Annotated in this window: 14 protein-coding genes; 11 read left to right on the top strand and 3 right to left on the bottom strand. The window is 64.7% G+C overall.

Going from position 1 to position 18,043, the window contains the following annotated elements; translation table 11 throughout:
* The first annotated feature begins 29 nt into the window (after positions 1–29).
* Both AB5Y51_RS02660 and glnE read left to right on the top strand, forming a co-directional pair.
* Complete coding sequence (locus AB5Y51_RS02660) at positions 30–470, top strand: GNAT family N-acetyltransferase (protein WP_368178019.1); 441 nt, start codon at positions 30–32, stop codon at positions 468–470.
* Between the two features lie 135 nt (positions 471–605).
* Positions 606–3,479 (top strand): bifunctional [glutamate--ammonia ligase]-adenylyl-L-tyrosine phosphorylase/[glutamate--ammonia-ligase] adenylyltransferase, encoded by a 2,874-nt coding sequence (glnE, locus tag AB5Y51_RS02665; protein ID WP_368178020.1) that lies wholly within the window; start codon positions 606–608, stop codon positions 3,477–3,479.
* A 56-nt stretch (positions 3,480–3,535) separates the two neighbouring features.
* Here the strand turns inward: glnE and AB5Y51_RS02670 are convergent, their stop codons facing one another.
* The 3 genes from AB5Y51_RS02670 to AB5Y51_RS02680 all read right to left on the bottom strand — a co-directional run bounded on the left by AB5Y51_RS02670 (position 3,536) and on the right by AB5Y51_RS02680 (position 8,903).
* Positions 3,536–4,270 carry an SDR family oxidoreductase gene (locus tag AB5Y51_RS02670; protein WP_041213919.1) on the bottom strand — a complete coding sequence of 245 codons (735 nt, stop codon included), beginning with the start codon at positions 4,268–4,270 and terminating at the stop codon, positions 3,536–3,538.
* Between the two features lie 139 nt (positions 4,271–4,409).
* On the bottom strand, positions 4,410–6,566 hold the full coding sequence (locus AB5Y51_RS02675) for an AsmA family protein (RefSeq protein ID WP_368178021.1): 2,157 nt from the start codon (positions 6,564–6,566) through the stop codon (positions 4,410–4,412).
* A gap of 189 nt (positions 6,567–6,755) precedes the next feature.
* Positions 6,756–8,903 carry a prolyl oligopeptidase family protein gene (locus AB5Y51_RS02680; RefSeq protein WP_368178022.1) on the bottom strand — a complete coding sequence of 716 codons (2,148 nt, stop codon included), beginning with the start codon at positions 8,901–8,903 and terminating at the stop codon, positions 6,756–6,758.
* Positions 8,904–9,118: 215 nt separating this feature from the next.
* On the opposite strand from AB5Y51_RS02680, the gene AB5Y51_RS02685 reads away from it, so the two are divergent.
* The 9 genes from AB5Y51_RS02685 to AB5Y51_RS02725 all read left to right on the top strand — a co-directional run.
* Positions 9,119–10,330 carry a threonine synthase gene (locus AB5Y51_RS02685; protein WP_201926446.1) on the top strand — a complete coding sequence of 404 codons (1,212 nt, stop codon included), beginning with the start codon at positions 9,119–9,121 and terminating at the stop codon, positions 10,328–10,330.
* The gene (locus AB5Y51_RS02690; protein ID WP_323932297.1) at positions 10,327–10,992 is read left to right on the top strand and encodes an amino acid ABC transporter permease; all 666 of its coding nucleotides are present in this window, start codon (positions 10,327–10,329) and stop codon (positions 10,990–10,992) included. Before AB5Y51_RS02685 ends, AB5Y51_RS02690 begins: the two co-directional genes overlap by 4 nt.
* 192 nt (positions 10,993–11,184) lie before the next feature.
* Positions 11,185–11,847, top strand: coding sequence for an amino acid ABC transporter permease (locus tag AB5Y51_RS02695; RefSeq protein ID WP_368178023.1), 663 nt, complete (start codon positions 11,185–11,187; stop codon positions 11,845–11,847).
* Complete coding sequence (locus AB5Y51_RS02700) at positions 11,844–12,605, top strand: amino acid ABC transporter ATP-binding protein (protein WP_069651911.1); 762 nt, start codon at positions 11,844–11,846, stop codon at positions 12,603–12,605. The genes AB5Y51_RS02695 and AB5Y51_RS02700 overlap by 4 nt, the downstream gene beginning before the upstream one ends.
* Positions 12,602–13,438, top strand: coding sequence for a transporter substrate-binding domain-containing protein (locus AB5Y51_RS02705; protein WP_368178024.1), 837 nt, complete (start codon positions 12,602–12,604; stop codon positions 13,436–13,438). Before AB5Y51_RS02700 ends, AB5Y51_RS02705 begins: the two co-directional genes overlap by 4 nt.
* Before the next feature lie 219 nt (positions 13,439–13,657).
* A complete protein-coding gene (locus AB5Y51_RS02710) occupies positions 13,658–14,917 on the top strand; it encodes an MgtC/SapB family protein (RefSeq protein WP_042879655.1) in 1,260 nt (419 codons plus the stop codon).
* Between the two features lie 89 nt (positions 14,918–15,006).
* Positions 15,007–15,597, top strand: coding sequence for a sugar O-acetyltransferase (locus AB5Y51_RS02715; protein WP_368178025.1), 591 nt, complete (start codon positions 15,007–15,009; stop codon positions 15,595–15,597).
* A complete protein-coding gene (locus AB5Y51_RS02720) occupies positions 15,594–15,935 on the top strand; it encodes a DUF1294 domain-containing protein (protein ID WP_368178026.1) in 342 nt (113 codons plus the stop codon). The genes AB5Y51_RS02715 and AB5Y51_RS02720 overlap by 4 nt, the downstream gene beginning before the upstream one ends.
* A gap of 764 nt (positions 15,936–16,699) precedes the next feature.
* The coding region (locus AB5Y51_RS02725; RefSeq protein ID WP_368178027.1) for an Ig domain-containing protein at positions 16,700–18,043 on the top strand (1,344 nt) is incomplete at its 3' end.

Raw genomic sequence — 18,043 nt, forward strand, 5'->3', positions numbered from 1 at the left:
TTCTTTTTTCATCACGGCAAGGAGCCAGGATGCAGACCACAGAACGTGCGCTTGAGATAAGCGACGACAAGGGGCGCCTCGACGTCCCGCTCATTCACCGTTTCCTCAGTGAAGAGGCCTACTGGTGCCTCGGCATTCCCCTCGCTACCCTGCAGCGGGCCATCAACCACTCCCTGTGCTTCGGAACCTATCTCGACGGCCAGCAGGTCGCCTTCGCCCGGGTCATCACCGACAAGGCCACCTTCGGTTATCTCGCCGACGTCTTCGTGCTGCCCGAACATCGCGGGCGCGGCCACAGCAAGGCCCTGGTGGCAGCCATCCTCGCCCACCCGGAGCTGCAAGGGCTGCGCCGTCTCTCTCTCGCCACCTCCGATGCCCACGGCCTCTACGCCGGCTTCGGTTTTGTGCCGCCGAGAAGCCCCGGCAGCCTGATGGAAATCTACGACCCCGAGATCTACCGGCGTCCCTGAGCCCGGCCGATCGCCAGATCCGTCGCCGGATCACCTTCCGGGCAGCGGCGCTGTGACGCCAGCGCCCGGGAGTGCTAGATTGGCAGCCGGCATTTCACTCTCCCTGCAGACTCGTCAACCACAAGGATGGCAACCGTGGCCCAGCACTCTCCCTCTTTCTCCGCCTTCTCTCCCTTGTTGCAGGAGCAGGCCCTGCGCCACTGGCAGCGGCTGCTCGCCCTGGCGCCCCAGTATGACGCACTGCCCGAGCCCACCCGCCAGACCCTGCTGACCCTGCTCGGCCTCTCCGACTTTGTCGCTGACTCCCTCATCAAGCAACCGGGGCTGCTGGCCGAGACCCTGGCATCGGACGCACTGACCCGGGCCGAGCGCTGGCCCGCCTATGAACCTGAACTCGCAGCCCTGCTCGCCGAGGTCGCGGACGAGGAGGCGCTCAAGCGCATCCTGCGCCAGTTCCGCCGCAGCCGCATGCTGGTGATCGCCTGGCGCGAGCTGCTCGGGGAGTCCGAGGTCGAAGAGAGCTTCATCCATCTCACCAAGCTGGCGGATGCCCTCATCTGTGGAGCCCGCGACTGGCTCTACGCCAAACAGTGCAGCGAGCTGGGCACCCCCATGGACGGCGATGGTAACCCCCAGCCGCTGCTCATCCTCGGGATGGGCAAGCTCGGCGGCGGCGAGCTCAACTTCTCCTCGGACATCGACCTTATCTTCACCTTCCCCGAGAACGGCTACACCGTTGGCGGGCGGCGGGAGCTCGCCAATCAGCAGTTCTTCATCAAGCTGGGGCAGCGTCTCATCAACGCCCTCCACCAGCCCACCCAGGATGGTCAGGTGTTCCGGGTCGACATGCGGCTGCGCCCCTTTGGCGATGCGGGGCCGCTCGCCATCTCCTTCGCCGCCATGGAGGACTACTACCAGCATCACGGCCGCAACTGGGAACGCTACGCCATGGTCAAGGCGCGGGTGCTGGGCCCCCAGTGCGAACACGCCATGGCCCTGACCGAACTGCTGCGCCCCTTCGTGTTCCGCCGCTATATCGACTTCGGCGTCATCGACGGCCTGCGCCAGATGAAGGCGATGATCGCCGCCGAGGTGCGCCGCAAGGGACTGGAGGGCAACATCAAGCTGGGGGCCGGGGGCATTCGCGAGGTGGAGTTCATCGCCCAGGCGCTGCAACTCATCCGTGGCGGGCGCGAGCCCGCCCTGCGGGTACGCCACCTGCCCGAGGCGCTGGCCGCCATCGCCCAGGGGGGTGCCCTGGAGGGGAGCCAGTGCGAACGCCTGCTCACCGCCTATCGCTTCCTGCGCCGGGTGGAAAACATCTTGCAGGAGATCGGCGATCAGCAGACCCAGACTCTGCCCACCGAGGATCGGGATCGCCAGCGGCTCATCGCCACCCTCGGCTTTACGGACTGGGACGCCTTCATGGCCCACCTCAATGAGGAGATGGCCGCCGTCCATCAGGAGTTCGTCGCCGTGGTGGGGGAAGAGAAGGAGGCCCCCGCCCACCTGGAACAGCTCTGGCTCGATCTCTGGCGCACCGAGCTTGATGCCGCCGAGCTGGAAAAACTGCTGACCACGCAGGGAGTGGTGGAGCCCGCCCCCCTCTGCGCCGCCCTGCTGCGTTTCAAGGAGGAGTACAAGCGCCGTCAGGTGGGGCCTCAGGGGCGCATCGCCCTGGACTGGCTGATGCCGGAGCTGCTGCGCCTGGTGGTGGCGAGCCGCGAGCCTGCCCGCCTGTTCGAGCGGGTCTGCACCCTGCTGACCCGCATCTTCACCCGCAGCGCCTATCTGCAACTGCTGGCGGAAAACCCTGCCGCCCTGCGCCAGCTGGTGCGCCTGTGTGACGAGAGCAACCTGGTGAGCGAGCAGCTGGCCCGCTACCCCATCCTGCTGGACGAGCTGCTGGATCCCCAGCACCTCTACCATCCCACCCCGCTCGATCAGTACAAGCCCCAGCTGCGCCAGTTCCTGCTGCGCATCCCCGAGGAGGACGTGGAGCAGCAGATGGAGGCGCTGCGCCAGTTCAAGCAGGTGCAGCTCCTGCGCATCGTCGCCGCCGACATCGCCGGTGCCCTGCCGCTGATGAAGGTGAGCGACCACCTCACCTGGCTGGCGGAGGCGATCACCGAGGAGGTGGTCAATCAGGCCTGGGCCCAGATGAGCGAACGCTACGGGGTGCCGCCCGAGGTGGCGGTGAGCGGTGAGCGCGGCTTTGCGGTGGTGGCCTACGGCAAGCTGGGGGGCATCGAACTCGGCTACGGCTCGGATCTCGATCTGGTGTTCCTGCACGGCGGCGACCCCAACAGCTACACCGACGGTCGCAAGCCCATCGACAGCCGCCAGTTCTACCTGCGCCTGGCCCAACGGATCCTGCATCTGTTCAGCACCCGCACTCCGTCCGGCATCCTCTACGAGATCGACATGCGGCTGCGCCCCTCCGGCGACGCAGGCCTGCTGGTCTCATCGCTGTCGGCCTATGAGCAGTACCAGCAACAGGAAGCCTGGACCTGGGAGCATCAGGCCCTGGTGCGAGCCCGTCCCATCTATGGCGATGATGCCGTGGTCGCCGAATTTGCCCGCATCCGCCGCGACGTGCTGGCCAAGGAGCGGGATCTGCCCACCCTGGCCCGCGAAGTGCGGGAGATGCGCCAGAAGATGCGGGATCACCTGCTCAAAGCGGGAGAGGGAGAGTTCGATCTCAAGCAGTCCCCCGGCGGCATGGTGGACATCGAGTTCATCGCCCAGTACCTGGTGCTGGCCCATGCCTGCGGTGAGCCGGACGCCCTCACCCGCTGGTCAGACAATGTGCGCATCTTCGATGAGTGCGTGATGGCGGGGGTACTCACACTGGAGCAGGCGGAGGGGCTCAAGCAGGCCTATCTGGAGATCCGCAACCTCGGCCATCGCCTCAATCTCTCGGAGATCTCCCGCAAGGTGGGGGACGATCAGTTGCGGCGAGAGCGGGGCCATGTGCTGGCGGTCTGGCAACAGCTGCTGGGAGAATAAGCAGAAGGGGCGCCATGGCGCCCCTTCTCGTTGACGAAAGGCTTGTTGAAGATGACCTAGCGCCCGCCCGCCACATCGATAAAGGTGCCGGTGGCATAGGAGGCCTCGTCCGACAGCAGCCAGGCGATGGCGGCCGCTACCTCACGGGGTTCGCCGCCCCGTTGCAGCGGAATGGCCCCCTTGATCCTGTCCACCCGGCCGGGCTCGCCGCCGTCGGCATGCATGTCGGTGTAGATGAAACCCGGACGCACCCCGTTGACCCGGATCCCCTGGGCCGCCAGCTCCAGCGACAAGCCTCTGGTCAGCACGTCGACGGCCCCCTTGGCGGCGGCATAATCCACGTACTCCCCGGGGGAGCCCAGCCGGGCAGCGGCGGAAGAGACGTTGACGATGGCGCCCCCCGCCGTCATGCGGCGCACCGCCTCGCGGCAGCAGAGAAAGCAGCTGGTGACATTGGTGGTCAGGGTCTGGTTGATGCGCTCTGCGCTCATCTCCAGCACCCGCATCTGGGGCTGCAACCTGCCGGCGTTGTTCACCAGGTGGGTAACGGGGCCGAGCCGCGCGTCCATCTCCTCGAACAGGCGCACCACCTCGGCCTCCACGCTGACATCGGCCTGCACCGCAATGCACTCGACCGGATGGGTGGCCAGGATCTCGGCCACCACCGCCTCGGCGGACGCCCTGTCCTGACGATAGTTGAGACAGAGATGGTAACCCTGCGCCGCCAGATAGCGGGCTGTCGCGGCCCCGATACCTCTGCCACCGCCGGTGATCAGCACCCGTTTGTTCATGAACCCTCCTGGTTCCCGGTTTCGATGACTGCTTCGCATAGTACCTCATGTTGACGACCACACCTCGTCCCGTGACGCCCGGCACCACAGCAAAGAGCCCGCACGGGGCGGGCTCTTGATGACAACAACGGGAGGCTGGCTATTTGAACAGGCCCTTGAGCAGCTGGTCCGCCACCCCCTTCACCCCTTCGTTGTCGGCCTTGTCACCCAGCAGCTTCTTGAGACCGCGCTCGGCCTCCTTGCGGGCCTTCTCCTCCAGCACCTTGTTGTTGCTGAGCAGTGCCTTCACGTCGAGCTTGTAGCTCGGCGCCTGCCAGTGGCCGCCGATGCGCACCGGTATGGTGATGTCCTTGAGCTCATCCACCGTCTTGCCCCCCTGCCCCTTGCTGCTCTCCACCACGGAGGTGAGGAACAGGAAGTCGAGGGTCTCCGGCACCAGGGCGGTCTGGCCCTGCCCCTTCACTCGCAGGGCGGGGGCAAAGAGCTGGATGTCGTCGCTCCTGGCAACGCCATTGGCAATCTGGAAGCTGGCGGTGAGGGCACTGAAGTCGGTCTTGCGCACCTCCTTCACCTGATCCGCCCCCTTGCCGGTCAGGGTGGCCCGCGCCTCGCGGATCATCTCCGCCAGGTTGATGCCGTGCAGGGCGCCATCGCTCAACTTGAGGTTCACCTTGCCCTGCATCCGGCTGCGCAGCGCCTGCTCGGAGAGGCCTGAGCCCTGCGCCTCAACCTCCAGATCCCCCTTGCCTTCCAGCAGGTCGGTCTGGGCCAGGGTCTGCAGCAGGGGCCGCACATCGACCCCCTGCACCCGCTTGTGCACCTGATAGCGGGCGGGTTGCTGACGGGCATCGAGCAGACCGCTGGCGGTCACCTTGCCGCCGGCCACCCCGGCACTGAACTGCTTGAGGGTGAGCTGACCACCGGCCAGGGCCAGTTGCAGATCGACGGCGCTCAGATCCAGCCCCTTGAGGCGCAGGCTACCCAGTTGCAGGCGGCCAGACAGGTCCACCGACTTGAGGGCGGTCAGATCAGGCTCTACCGTGGAGAGCGCCTGGGCGGCAGGCGCCGCAGCCTGCTCCTTTGCTCCGGCCGGTACAGCCGCCCCCGACGTGGCCGCAGCGGGCGCCGCCCTGGCTGGCTGACCCAGCCAACTGTCCAGGTCGAGCTTGTCCCCCTTGAGGTCAAAGTCCACTTTGGGTACGGCCCCCAGACGAACAGCGCCGTTGCCTCTCAGCAGAGCATCATCCACCCCCATCACCAGGTTGCTGAGGGTGACGGCCTGCTTGTCGAGCTCCGCGCGGGCAAAGCCAGCGAGCTTGAGCTGCATCTGTGGGCGTGGCAGGGCATCGCCGCTGAGCTTGGCGGCCAGCACGGCATCCGACAGCTCCAGCAGTTGCCGGTTTTCATCGAGCCGCGCCTTGAGGGTCCCCTCCAGCGTACCGGCCAGGGTCGGCTTGTTCGCTGCCCCCTGTGCCCCTTGCAGACTGAGGGTGAGGCTGCTCCACTGCCCCAGTGCCAGCCGATCGGCCTTGAGGGAGAAGGCATCCAGCCGCTGGGTCGGTTCGCTCAGGCTCCCCGCCAGTGCGACATCTTTCAGCTCGCTGCGGCTGGCATAGGACGCCAGCTTGAGCTGGGCCGACCCCTTGAGATCAAACGCCAGCTCACCCTGGGCCCCCTTGGCGGCCAGGGTCACCGGTACCCACTCCCCCGGGGTCAACTGCCCCAGATCGAGAGCCAGCCTGTCGAGCCGGGAGACGGTACCGCTACGGTCGTCCCGCACCAGGGCGCTGGCATCCACCAGCGCGATGCCTTGCAGGCTGATCTGCCAGGGCTGCTTGTCACTGGCGGCTGGGGGCGTCGTTGCGGCAGGCTCGGAGGCCGCCTCCTCCTTGGGGTCGGCGGAGGCCTGGAGTAGCTCCCTCAGGTTGGAGCTGCCGTCAGCCTTGGTCTGGATAAAGAGATGGGCGCCGCTCAGGGTCACCTTGCCGATCTCAAGCTTGTGGGAGAGCAGCGGCAGCAAGCCTACCGAGGCCTCACCCTGCTCGAATCGCACCAGGTCGGGCTCGGCAAAGCCGGCGGGGTTGCGTAGCGCCACCTTCTCGAGGGAGAGGCCCAGGCTTGGCCAGAAACGCCAGCCGATATCCCCTTGTATCACCAGCTCGCGGCCGGTGCTCTTGCGCACCTGTTCCACCAGCTGGGGCTTGAACTGGTTGGGATCGATGAGGGACACCAGGGCGGCGATGGCCACCACGGCCGCCAGCGCCAACCCCAGCAGGATGTAGATGATCTTCTTCACGATGGACTCCTTGAATGCGGATCTTGTGGCTGACTATACCACCGGGGGGATGACAGATGGGGCCCGTCTGCCAAAACGGACCAGCGGCGAGACAGGGATGGTCGCAGGCCCACGTTCAAACACGCGGCAATAAAAAGGGCCCCGCAGGGCCCTGATGATAGTGGATGGCTGACGCCCGCCTCGCCCGGGTCAAGGCTGACGCGGCAACTGCTGATAGCCCATCTCGTACAGAGTGAAGGCATAGATGTCCGCACTCTGCTCGATAAGCTTGGCCACCGGCGTGCCCGCCCCGTGCCCGGCATTGGTCTCGATGCGGATGAGCTGGGGATGGGGGCCGGCATTGTCGGCTTGCAGGGTGGCGGCAAACTTGAAGGAGTGGGCTGGCACCACCCGATCGTCGTGATCCGCCGTGGTCACCAGGGTCGAGGGGTAGCTGACCCCGGTCCGGACGTTGTGCAGCGGCGAGTAGCCCTTCAGGTAGTCGAACATCGCCTCGCTGTCGGCGCTGGTGCCATAGTCATAGGCCCAGCCCGCCCCGGCGGTGAAGGTGTGGTAACGCAGCATGTCGAGCACCCCCACCGCCGGCAGGGCGACCCGCATCAGATCCGGCCGCTGGGTCATGACCGCCCCCACCAGCAGACCGCCGTTGGAGCCACCTCGGATCGCCAGCCGATCGGTGCGGGTGTAGCCCTCGGCCTTGAGGTACTCGGCCGCCGCGATGAAATCGTCGAACACGTTCTGCTTGTTCTGCTGGGTGCCCGCCAGGTGCCAGGCCTGGCCGTACTCGCCGCCCCCGCGCAGGTTGGCCACCGCATAGACGCCCCCCAGATCCAGCCAGTTGGCCACCGACACGCTGAAGCTCGGGGTCAGGCTCACGTCGAAACCGCCGTAGCCATAGAGGATGGTCGGGTTGCTGCCATCAAGCTTGAGCCCCTTGCGGTAGCTGATGATGAGCGGCACCCGGGTGCCGTCCTTGCTCTGGTAGAAGCGCTGCTCGGAGACGTAATCCTCCGGTTTGAACGGCGCCGCCGAGGCCCGATAGAGGCTGATGGCGCCGCTCTTGGGCTCGAACCGGTAGAGGGTCGGCGGCTGGGCATAGTGCTCGAAGCCGAAGTAGAGGGCGGGGTCGTCGTGCTTGCCGTTGAAGCCACTGACGCTGCCAAGGCCGGGCAGCGCCACCTCGCGCACCCGCTTGCCCTCGTAGTCGAACTGCTCGACCCGGGCGGTGGCATCCACCATGTACTCGGCAAACAGATAGCCGCTGCCGCTGTGCACCGTCAGCACCTGCTGACGCTCGGGGATGAGATCCCGCCAGTGGGCCGGGCCCGGGTTGGCGGCATCCACCGTCACCAGCCGGCCGTTGGGGGCGTCCCGGTTGGTCAGCAGGTAAAGGGTGCTGCCCTTGTTGTCCACCAGGCTCACGTCCGCATCCACATCCCCCTGCACCGTCAGCAGCGGCGCGTTCTCCTGGCTCAGATCCTTCACATAGAGGCGGTTGCCTGAGGTGGAGTTCGCCGCCGAGATAAGCAGGAAGCGGTCATCTTCGGTGACGGTCGCCCCCACGTAACGGTGGTGCTGGGCCGGGATGGCGCCGAACACCAGTCGGTCATCCTCCTGCGCCGTACCGAGCCGGTGGAAATAGACCTTGTGCTGATCGGTCCTGGCCGACAGCTCGCTGCCGTCGGGCTTGTCGTAGCTCGAGTAGAAGAAGCCCTCGTTGCCGAGCCAGCTGATACCGCTGAACTTCACGTCCTTGAGGGGCGCCTCCAGCGGCTGCTTGCTCTCTACGTCCATCAGGTGGATCTCGCGCCAGTCGCTGCCGGCCAGCGACAAGGAGTAGGCCAGGATGCGGCCATCGCGGGAGAAGCTCAGCTGATCCAGCGCCGTGGTGCCGTCGGGGCTGAGGGTATTGGGATCGAGGAACACCTCGGCCGGCTTGCCCTCCTGCTGGCGCCACAGCACGTTCTGGTTCTGCAGGCCGTCGTTCTTGAAGAAGTAGTGGTAGCGCCCCTCGCGAAACGGTGCCCCCTCCTTGGCGTAGTTCCAGGAGGCGGCCAGCTTCTCCTTGATGGCGGCGCGATACGGGATCTGCGCCAGGTAACCCTGAGTCACCCGGTTCTGGGCCTTGACCCAGGCCTCGGTCTCGGGGCTGCGATCATCCTCCAGCCAGCGATAGGGGTCGGCCACGGCCTGGCCGAAATAGTGATCCACCTGCTCACCCTGGCGAGTGACGGGGTAGTGAAGGCGCGTATTCCCTGACATGGCATCCTCTCTGGTTGGCTGGCCGCTGCACGCACAGAGCAGTGACAGGGCCAGCAGGCTGACAATGGCTCGCATCGAGGCGGCTCCCTGCGGTTTGAGTGAGCGGGCAGGTTAACAAAGCGCGCCGGATGGCCCAACCCCCCGACCGGTGGCAGAGGGTGGCCCGTCGGCACGGGGGAGCCATATGAATTTTTTCGCTTAAGTTTGCCGCTTTATTTTGTTTGTTATCCGGCCCTTGGGTCACAGGATGGAATAAGACACCAGCCAACGTGAGCCATTCAGGATAAAGCATGCCGTACAGCTACCTATCACATCTGCGTTGCAGCAAGACCGGCGAGATAGTGGATGCCGATCAGCCCCAGCAGTTGAGCCCGGTCGGTGCCCCCTTGTTGGCCAGCTACGACCTCGAGGCCCTGAAGCAGGCCTGGCACCCGGCCGCGCTGCTGGGCCGCCCCGCCAGCCTGTGGCGCTACCACGAGCTGCTGCCGGTGCGCGACCCCGCCCAGGTGATCACCCTGGGGGAAGGCTTCACCCCTCTGCTGCCCCTGCCCGCTTTCGGCAAACAGATCGGCATTCCGGATCTCTGGATGAAGGATGAGAGCATCATCCCCACCGGTTCTTTCAAGGCCCGCGGCGCCGCGGTCGGCGTCTCCCGCGCCCGGGAGCTCGGCATCACCCACTTCGCCATGCCCACCAACGGCAACGCCGGTGCGGCCTGGGCGCTTTACGGCGCCCGCGCCGGCTTGCGCAGCACCATAGTCATGCCCCAGGCGGCACCCGCCATCACAAGACTGGAGACCTCGCTGGCCGGTGCCCGCCTCTATCTGGTGGATGGCCTCATCAGCGACGCCGGTCGCCAGGTGGCCGAGGCGGTGGCCGAGCAGGGGCTGTTCGATGCCTCCACCCTCAAGGAGCCCTATCGCATCGAGGGCAAGAAGACCATGGGGCTGGAGATCGCCGAGCAGCTCGGCTGGACCCTGCCGGACGTCATCCTCTACCCCACCGGCGGCGGAGTCGGTCTCATCGGCATCTACAAGGCGCTGCGGGAGTTGCAGGAGCTGGGCTGGGTCAAGGGGCCGCTGCCGCGACTGGTGGCGGTGCAGGCGAGCGGCTGCGCCCCCATCGTCCAGGCGTGGCAGCAGGGGGAGCGCGAATCGCGCTTCTGGCCCGATTCCCAGACCCTCGCCTTTGGCATCAACGTGCCCAAGGCGCTGGGGGACTTTCTGGTGCTGGACGCCCTCTATCGCACCGAGGGGTGCGCCATCGCGGTGGACGATAGCGCCATCCAGCGCGAGATCCGCCAGCTCGCCGCGCGCGAAGGCAGCTTCGTCTGCCCGGAAGGGGCGGCCGCCTTCGCCGCCGCCCGCCAGCTGCGGGAAGCGGGCTGGATACGGGGGGGCGAGCGGGTGGTGGTGCTCAACACCGGCGCCGGCATCAAGTACCCGGACGCCATCACGGTCGTGCCCCAGCGGCTGCGCCGTGACGGGAGGATCCCGGCATGAGCTTCGACTGGTCTTTTGTTCTCACCACCCTGCCGGCGTTCGGCCAATCGGTCTGGGTCACCTTGCAGCTCGGCGCCATCGTGATCCTCACCTCGCTCGTCGTGGCGCTGCTCAACGTGACGCTGCAAAGCCTGCACAAGCCCTGGCTGAACGGGCTGCTCCGCGCCTATGTGGAGCTGGCCCGCAACACGCCGCTCTTGATCCAGCTGTTCTTTCTCTACTTCGGGCTGCCGGCGCTCGGCATCTCGCTCTCCGGCTTTGCCACGGCGGTGATCGCCATGACCTTCCTCGGCGGCGGTTACCTGACCGAGGCGCTGCGTGCAGGCGTTCAGGCAATCCCCCCCAGCCAGCTGGAAGCGGGCCGGGCCATCGGCCTCTCCCGCTGGCAGCTGCTGCGCCACGTCCAGCTGCCCCAGGCCTGGCTCGCCAGCCTGCCGGCGCTGTTTGCCAACTTCATCTTTCTGCTCAAAGAGACCACGGTGGCCTCGGCAGTGGCGGTGCCCGAGCTGCTCTACACCACCAGGAACTACATCGCCCTCTACTACAAGACCTACGAGATGCTGGCGGTGCTGACCTTGATGTGCGTGCTGATCTTTCTGCCGCTCTCCCTTGCCCTGCGCGTCGTTGAAAGGAGGCTGCAACATGGTCAGTTCGGTCATTGAGCAACTGATGCAGACACCTATTGTCCTGCTGCCACCCTCACTCGCCACCCATGCAGAGGAAAGGAGGGATCAATATGGTCAGTTCGGTCACTGAATCGCTGATGCAGGCGAGGATCCCGATGTGGGCACTTATCTTCCTGCAGCTGCAGCCGCCGTCACTCGTCACCCATACACAAGAAGGGAGGGATCACTATGGCCAGTCCGGTCACTGAGCAGTTGGCGCAGGCGCTGCCGCTGCTGGCGGTGGGCGCGGGTCAGACCCTCGCCATCTCCCTGCTCGCCATCCTGTTCGCCACCCTGGGCGGGGTCGGTTACGGCGTGCTGGCCCAGCAGGGGGGAAGGCTGACTCGGGGAGTGCTGCGGGTCTATCTCGAGCTGTTTCGGGTGGTGCCCGTGCTGGTCTGGCTCTACCTCTTCTTCTTCGGGTTGCCGATCTTCTTTGGCCTGGATATCCCGGCCTTCTGGTGTGCCGTGCTGGTGCTGGCCCTGTGGGGGTCGAGCGAGGTAGGCGAAGTGGTGCGCGGCGGTCTCAAGTCCCTCGCCCGCGGCCAGCAGGAGGCTGGCCTGGCGCTCGGGCTCTCCCGCTGGCAGCTCTATCGCCACGTGCTGCTGCCCCAGGCGCTGCAACGGCTGACGCCGCCGACCATCAACATCTACACCCGCATCATCAAGACCAGCTCGCTGGCGGTGCTGATCGGGGTGGTGGAGGTGATCAAGGTGGGCCAGCAGATCATCGAGCGCACCTATGGCTCGCTGCTCATCTACGGTCTGCTGTTCCTGTTTTTCTTTCTGGTCTGCTATCCGCTCTCGCTCGCCTCGCGCCGGCTGGAGCAACAATGGGGTAATGCGGTATGACACCTCTGCTTGAGCTCAATGCTGTCAGCAAACAATTCGGCCAACACCGGGTACTGGACGGGGTCAGCCTCACGGTGAACCCAGGGGAAGTGATCGTCATCCTGGGGCCGAGCGGCTGCGGCAAGAGCACATTGCTACGCACTCTCAACGGGCTCGAACCCATTCAGGGGGGCGACATTCGCTTCGACGGAGAGTTGCTGGATGCCAGCACCGACTGGCAGCGGCTGCGCCAGCGCATCGGCATGGTGTTCCAGAGCTATCACCTCTTCCCCAACCTGACGGTGCTGGAGAACGTGCTGCTCGGCCCTGTGCAGGTGCAGAAGCGGGAGCGGGCCGAGGCCCTGCTGCAGGCGGAGCAGCTGCTGACCCGCATCGGCCTGTGGGAGCGGCGCCACGACTATCCGCGCCAGCTCTCCGGCGGCCAGCAGCAGCGCATCGCCATCGTGCGGGCCCTGTGCATGAACCCCCAGGTGATGCTGTTTGACGAGGTGACCGCTGCGCTGGATCCCGAGATGGTACAGGAGGTGCTGGAGGTGATCCGGGATCTCGCCGGCAGCGGCATGACCCTGCTCATCGTCACCCACGAGCTGGCCTTCGCCCAGGCGGTGGCGGATCGCATCGTCTTCATGGACGGCGGCCACATCCTGGAGCAGGCCGCCCCCCATCAATTTTTCGAGAGCCCGCGCAGCCAGCGTGCCCGCCAGTTCCTCGCCAAGTTTTCTTATACAACTGTCAGCAAACGAAAGGAGTCAGCATGAAGATAATTACCTCGGTCCTGTTTAGCGCCCTCATCGGCCTGGGCCTCGCCAGCGGCGCCGCCCAGGCAGAAGACGGTTCCCTCGCCAAGATCAAGGCCCGCGACAAGCTCATCGTCGGCGTCTTCACCGACAAGCCCCCGTTTGGCTACGTGGACGAGAAGGGCAACTACGTCGGCTTTGACACCGACCTCGGTCGCCGTTTCGCCAAGGACCTGCTGGGAGACGAGAACAAGGTCGAGTTCGTGGCGGTGGAGCCCGCCAGCCGCATCCCCTTCCTGCAGAGCGACAAGGTGGATCTCATCCTCGCCAACATGACTGTGACCCCGGAGCGGCGGCAGGTGGTGGACTTCACCAACCCGAACCTGCGAGTGGCGGTACAGGTGCTGGTGCCGGAAGGCAGCGACGCCAAGAAGCTCGACGATCTGGCCGGCAAGCGGCTTATCGTCACTACCGGCACCACGGCGGACATCTGGCTGACCCGCAACCACCCGGACTGGAAGGTGCTCAAGTTCGAGAAGAACACCGAATCCCTGCAGGCGCTGGCCCAGGGCCGTGGCGACGCCTATGCCCAGGACAACCTGGTACTGTTCAGCTGGGCCAAGGAGAACCCGGGCTATCGGGTGCTGCCCGAGAAACTGGGCTCGGAAGACCCCATCGCGCCGGCGGTGAAGAAGGGCAATATCGAGCTGCGTGACTGGGTCAACGACCGTCTCGCCAAGCTGGGGGAAGAGAAGTACCTGCTCAAACTCTACGACCGGTATGTGCGTGACAAACTGAGCGCCGATACCGATCCCAACGACGTGATAGTGGAAGGAGGCAAGTGGCAGGGTTGAGCCCTGCCCCCACAGCAGTGCTGAGTGTGAAGTGTGTGATCTTTGGTTCCGTTGGTCTGCAAACCGCAAGGTTTGACCTTTCCAGGCGCCCCCTCCAGGTGGCGCCTTTTTTTGTTTGCAAGACACCGGCAGACTGGACACCCGCTCTGTGAGCCAGCTCCCCCTGCCCCGGGATGCCCTGTGCCATCCTCACTGAAACGGCAGCGGGAGGAGAAACCCATGTGGATAGAGGCCGAGCCCGTCTACGGCGCCCTGGTGTCCCTGGCCATCGGGCTCATCATCGGGCTGGAGCGGGGCTGGCAGGTGCGCCAGCTCGGAGACAACCAGCGCATCGCCGGGATGCGCACCTATGGCCTCATCGGTCTGCTCGGCGGGGTCTGCGCCCTGCTGCTGCCCACCCTGGGCGCCTGGCTGGCCCTGCTCGGTCTGCTGACCGTGGTGACGGGGTGCGGCCTCTCGGTCTGGCTGGCCCAGCGCTGGCAGGGGGAGTTCGGCCTCACCAGCTCGGTAGCCATGGTGCTCACCTACCTGCTGGGGCTGATGTCGGTGCTGCAGAGCCCGAGCGAGGCAGTGGCCTGCGCCGTGCTGGCGGCCCTCCTGATGGGGCTCAAGGGCAAGATCCAGCAGGGAATGCTGTTCTTGAGCGAAATGGAGTTTCACGCCACCCTGCGCTTTCTGCTCATCTCCCTGGTGCTGCTGCCGGTGCTCCCCGATACCGAGATGGGTCCCCTCAATGCCTTCAATCCCTTCAAGATCTGGCTCATGGTGGTGGTGATCGCCGGCATCTCGTTCTGTGGTCACTTCGCGGTGCGCCTGCTCGGCACCCGCTCCGGGCTGGTGCTCACCAGCATGCTGGCGGGGCTCGCCTCCTCCACCGCCCTCACCCTGCAATTTGCCCGCCTCAACAAGGAGCAGGGAGGGCTGGAGCGGCTGCTGGCCACCGGCATTCTGCTGGCGGGAGCCACCATGTGGCTCAGGCTGCTGGCACTGGTGCTGATCATCCACGGAGAGCTGGCGCTGCGTCTGGCCGCCCCCCTGCTGCTGCTGGCAGCCATCGTCTACGGCTTTGCCTTCTGGTTCTGGCGCCAGCGGGAAGAGATGCCGGACGGCCCGGTACAGCCCGAAACCCGCAACCCGCTGGATCTCGCCACCGCCATCAAGTTCGGTCTGCTGCTCGCCCTCATCGGCTTCATGGCCACCCTGCTGCAAAGCAAGGTGGGCAACTCCGGGGTCTATCTGCTGTCGCTGGTCTCCGGCATCACGGACGTGGACGCCATCACCCTCTCCCTCTCCCAGCTCGCCCAGAAGGAGCTGGCCCTGGAGGTGGCGGCCAGGGGCATACTGCTCGCCGGGCTGGTCAACTCCCTGGTGAAAGGGGTGCTGGCACTGGTGATTGGCGGACGCAGCCTGGGGCGGCGGGTCTTGCTCCCCTACCTCGTCTCCATCCTGCTCATCCTGCCCCTTGTCCTGATGACATGATGACGGGGATCACCTGACGGGCCCGGCACTCTGACACCCTTTCCCCTTGTCGCGTATACTGCCCCCTCTTGCAGCAGGAGGAGATGACCATGGCAAGCGACTGGGACAAGCTATTGGCTGGGGGCGCCCTGGACAGCCAGAGCGAGGAGATAGCGAACGACCGCATTCGCGGCCAGGCGCTGCTGAGCCGACTCAACGCCTCACCGGCGGGGGATCACGTCCTGCGCCAGCAGATCTGCCGCGACCTCTTCGCCCACTGTCCCGACTCCTGCTGGATCAGCACCCCCTTCACCTGCGAATTCGGCCGCAACATCCACATCGGCGAGAAGACCTTCTTCAACTTCAACGTCACCATACTCGACGTGGGCGAGGTGCACATCGGCAACCATGTGTTGCTGGCCCCCAACGTGCAGATCTACACCGCCACCCACACCATGGATCATCTGGAGCGACGCAACTGGACCGCCTACAACAAGCCGGTGCGGATCGGCGATGACTGCTGGATTGGCGGCGGGGCCATCATCTGCCCAGGCGTCACCATAGGGCCCCGCTCCATCATAGGGGCTGGCGCCGTGGTCACCCGGGACATCCCGGCGGACTCCCTGGCGGTGGGCAATCCGGCCCGGGTGATCCGCACGCTACAACCGGGCGAGACTCGGGATCAGGCGTGCCTGTCATGATGGCCCTTGCCCTGCTGCCTTTGGGTTGGGCAGGCTGGCTCGGCGCGCACGATGCCAACTGGTGGCCGCTGGCCCTGATCCTGCTGATGAGCCTGCTGACCCTGGTCGCCTACGCCTGGGACAAGCGCCAGGCCATTCGTGGCGGCTGGCGCGTGCCCGAGGCCCGCCTGCACCTGCTTGAGCTGTGCGGCGGCTGGCCCGGCGCCCTGGTCGCCCGCCAGTGGCTGCGCCACAAGACTCAGAAGGGGAGCTACCGCCTGCGGTTCTGGGCCATCGTCTGGGGGCAGTTGCTGCTGCTCGGGATCTGGCTCGGCTGGCCGCTCTGGCAGGGGCTCTGAGCCGACGCGCTGACAATGCCCCTGTCAGCCCAGTCGCCCACGGGGCAGACAGGGGCGCTGCACAATCGCCCCTCCACGACAGGCAATGCAAACAAGATGAATCGGGATCTGCATGTCATGCCAGGAAAGGCGCCGCGCCCATCCCCCCGCACACCATGCCAATTGAATACGGCTCTTCGTACGACCCCCATCCATATGGAGGGCACAAAACATGAATAGCCGATTGAAAATGGCCCCCATAAAAATTGTATCAAAATATGTCTGAGGGGAATTTAGCAAAATTCATTCAGAGTTAGTTCATCAAAACCAGTTAAACAAAAAGCACGTTGAATGCATCGAACAATATAATTTGTTACAGGATATTTCAGGCGAAAATATAACTAATTCCATTCAGAGTTCATTCATGCTGAAAGCAAACAAAAAGGAATAACAAAAGTACATTTTTTAAAATGCTGGTCGTGATTAATATCTCAGGTTATTATTCAGTCACATTATAGAGTTACCAACCATAGCCGCCTTAAAGATCGTCGTACATACTTTTTTGTTCGTACTTTCCCACATCCTTGCATAGCTGTAGCTCGCCCCTGTTTATGATTGCCCAAGCCCTCTGGCTTGCTCCAAAAATATAAATATAGAGGACCTTGCTTATGACAAAGATGTTACGGTCATATGTCGCCCTACTCTTCTCATTTTTATTACTGGGTTGTAATGGTAATAACAATGACTCATCCACTGTAATACCACCAGATATCTCCATATCCGGATTGCAGATCACCCCCGCCGTTTCCTCCCTGCCGGTTGGCCTGAGTGAACAACTCAAAGGGGAAGTCATTCTGTCCAATGGCCAGGTGCTGGATGTCACCGCTGACGATGCCGTGAGCTGGCGTTCCAGCGACCCGGCCGTTGCCACCGTCAGCAACAGTGGCACCGACAAAGGCAGGGTGACGGGCGTCTCCGCAGGAACCGTCACCATCACTGCCTCCGGTGAAGCCAATGGCCAATCCTTCAGCGCGACGGCCGAGGTGACCATCACCCATGCCGTTGTGGCCCAGCTACAGATCACCCCCGCCGTTTCTTCTCTGCCGGTTGGCTTGAGTGAACAGCTCACAGGGGAAGTCATTCTGTCCGATGGCCAAGTGCTGGATGTCACCGCTGACGACCTTGTGAGCTGGCGCTCCAGCGACCCGGCCGTCGCCACCATCAGCAGCAGTGGCACCGACAAAGGCAGGGTGACCGGCGTGTCCGCAGGAACCGTCACCATCACCGCCTCCGGTGAGGCCAATGGCCAGCACTTCAGCGCCACCGCCGAGGTGACCATCACGGATGCCGTCGTGACCCGGGTACAGATCACCCCCGCCGTTTCCTCTCTGCCCGTTGGCTTGAGTGAACAGCTCACAGGGGAAGCCCTTCTTTCCGATGGTCAGGTGCTGGATGTCACCGCTGACGACGTGGTGAGCTGGCGCTCCAGCGACTCGGCCGTTGCCACCGTCAGCAACAGTGGCGCCGACAAAGGCAGGGTGACCGGTGTCTCCGCAGGAACCGTCACCATTACCGCCTCCGGCAAGGCCAATGGCCAGTCCTTCAGCGCGACTGCCGAGGTGACCATTACCCATGCCGTCGTGACCCAGCTACAGATCACCCCCGCCGTTTCTTCTCTGCCGGTTGGCTTGAGTGAACAGATCACAGGGGAAGCCCTTCTTTCCGATGGTCAGGTGCTGGATGTCACCGCTGACGACGCCGTGAGCTGGCGCTCCAGCGACCCGGCCGTCGCCACCATCAGCAGCAGTGGCGCCGACAAAGGCAGGGTGACCGGCGTGTCCCCAGGGACTGTCACCATCACAGCTTCCGGTGAGGCCAATGGACAGCACTTCAGCGCGACTGCCAAAGTGACCATTACCAAGGCAGTTGTGGCGGAAGTACAAATCACCCCCACCGTCTCCACCCTGCCAGCAGGCTGGAGTGAACGGCTCACAGGGAAAGTCACTCTGTCCAATGGTCAGGTGCTGGATGTCACCGCTGACGACGCCGTGAGCTGGCACTCCAGCGATCCTGCCATCGCCACTATCCATAGCAGTGGTCCCGACAAAGGCATGGTGACCGGCGTGTCC

The sequence above is a fragment of the Aeromonas sp. R7-1 genome, assembly GCF_040908115.1.
Taxonomy (GTDB): domain Bacteria; phylum Pseudomonadota; class Gammaproteobacteria; order Enterobacterales; family Aeromonadaceae; genus Aeromonas; species Aeromonas caviae.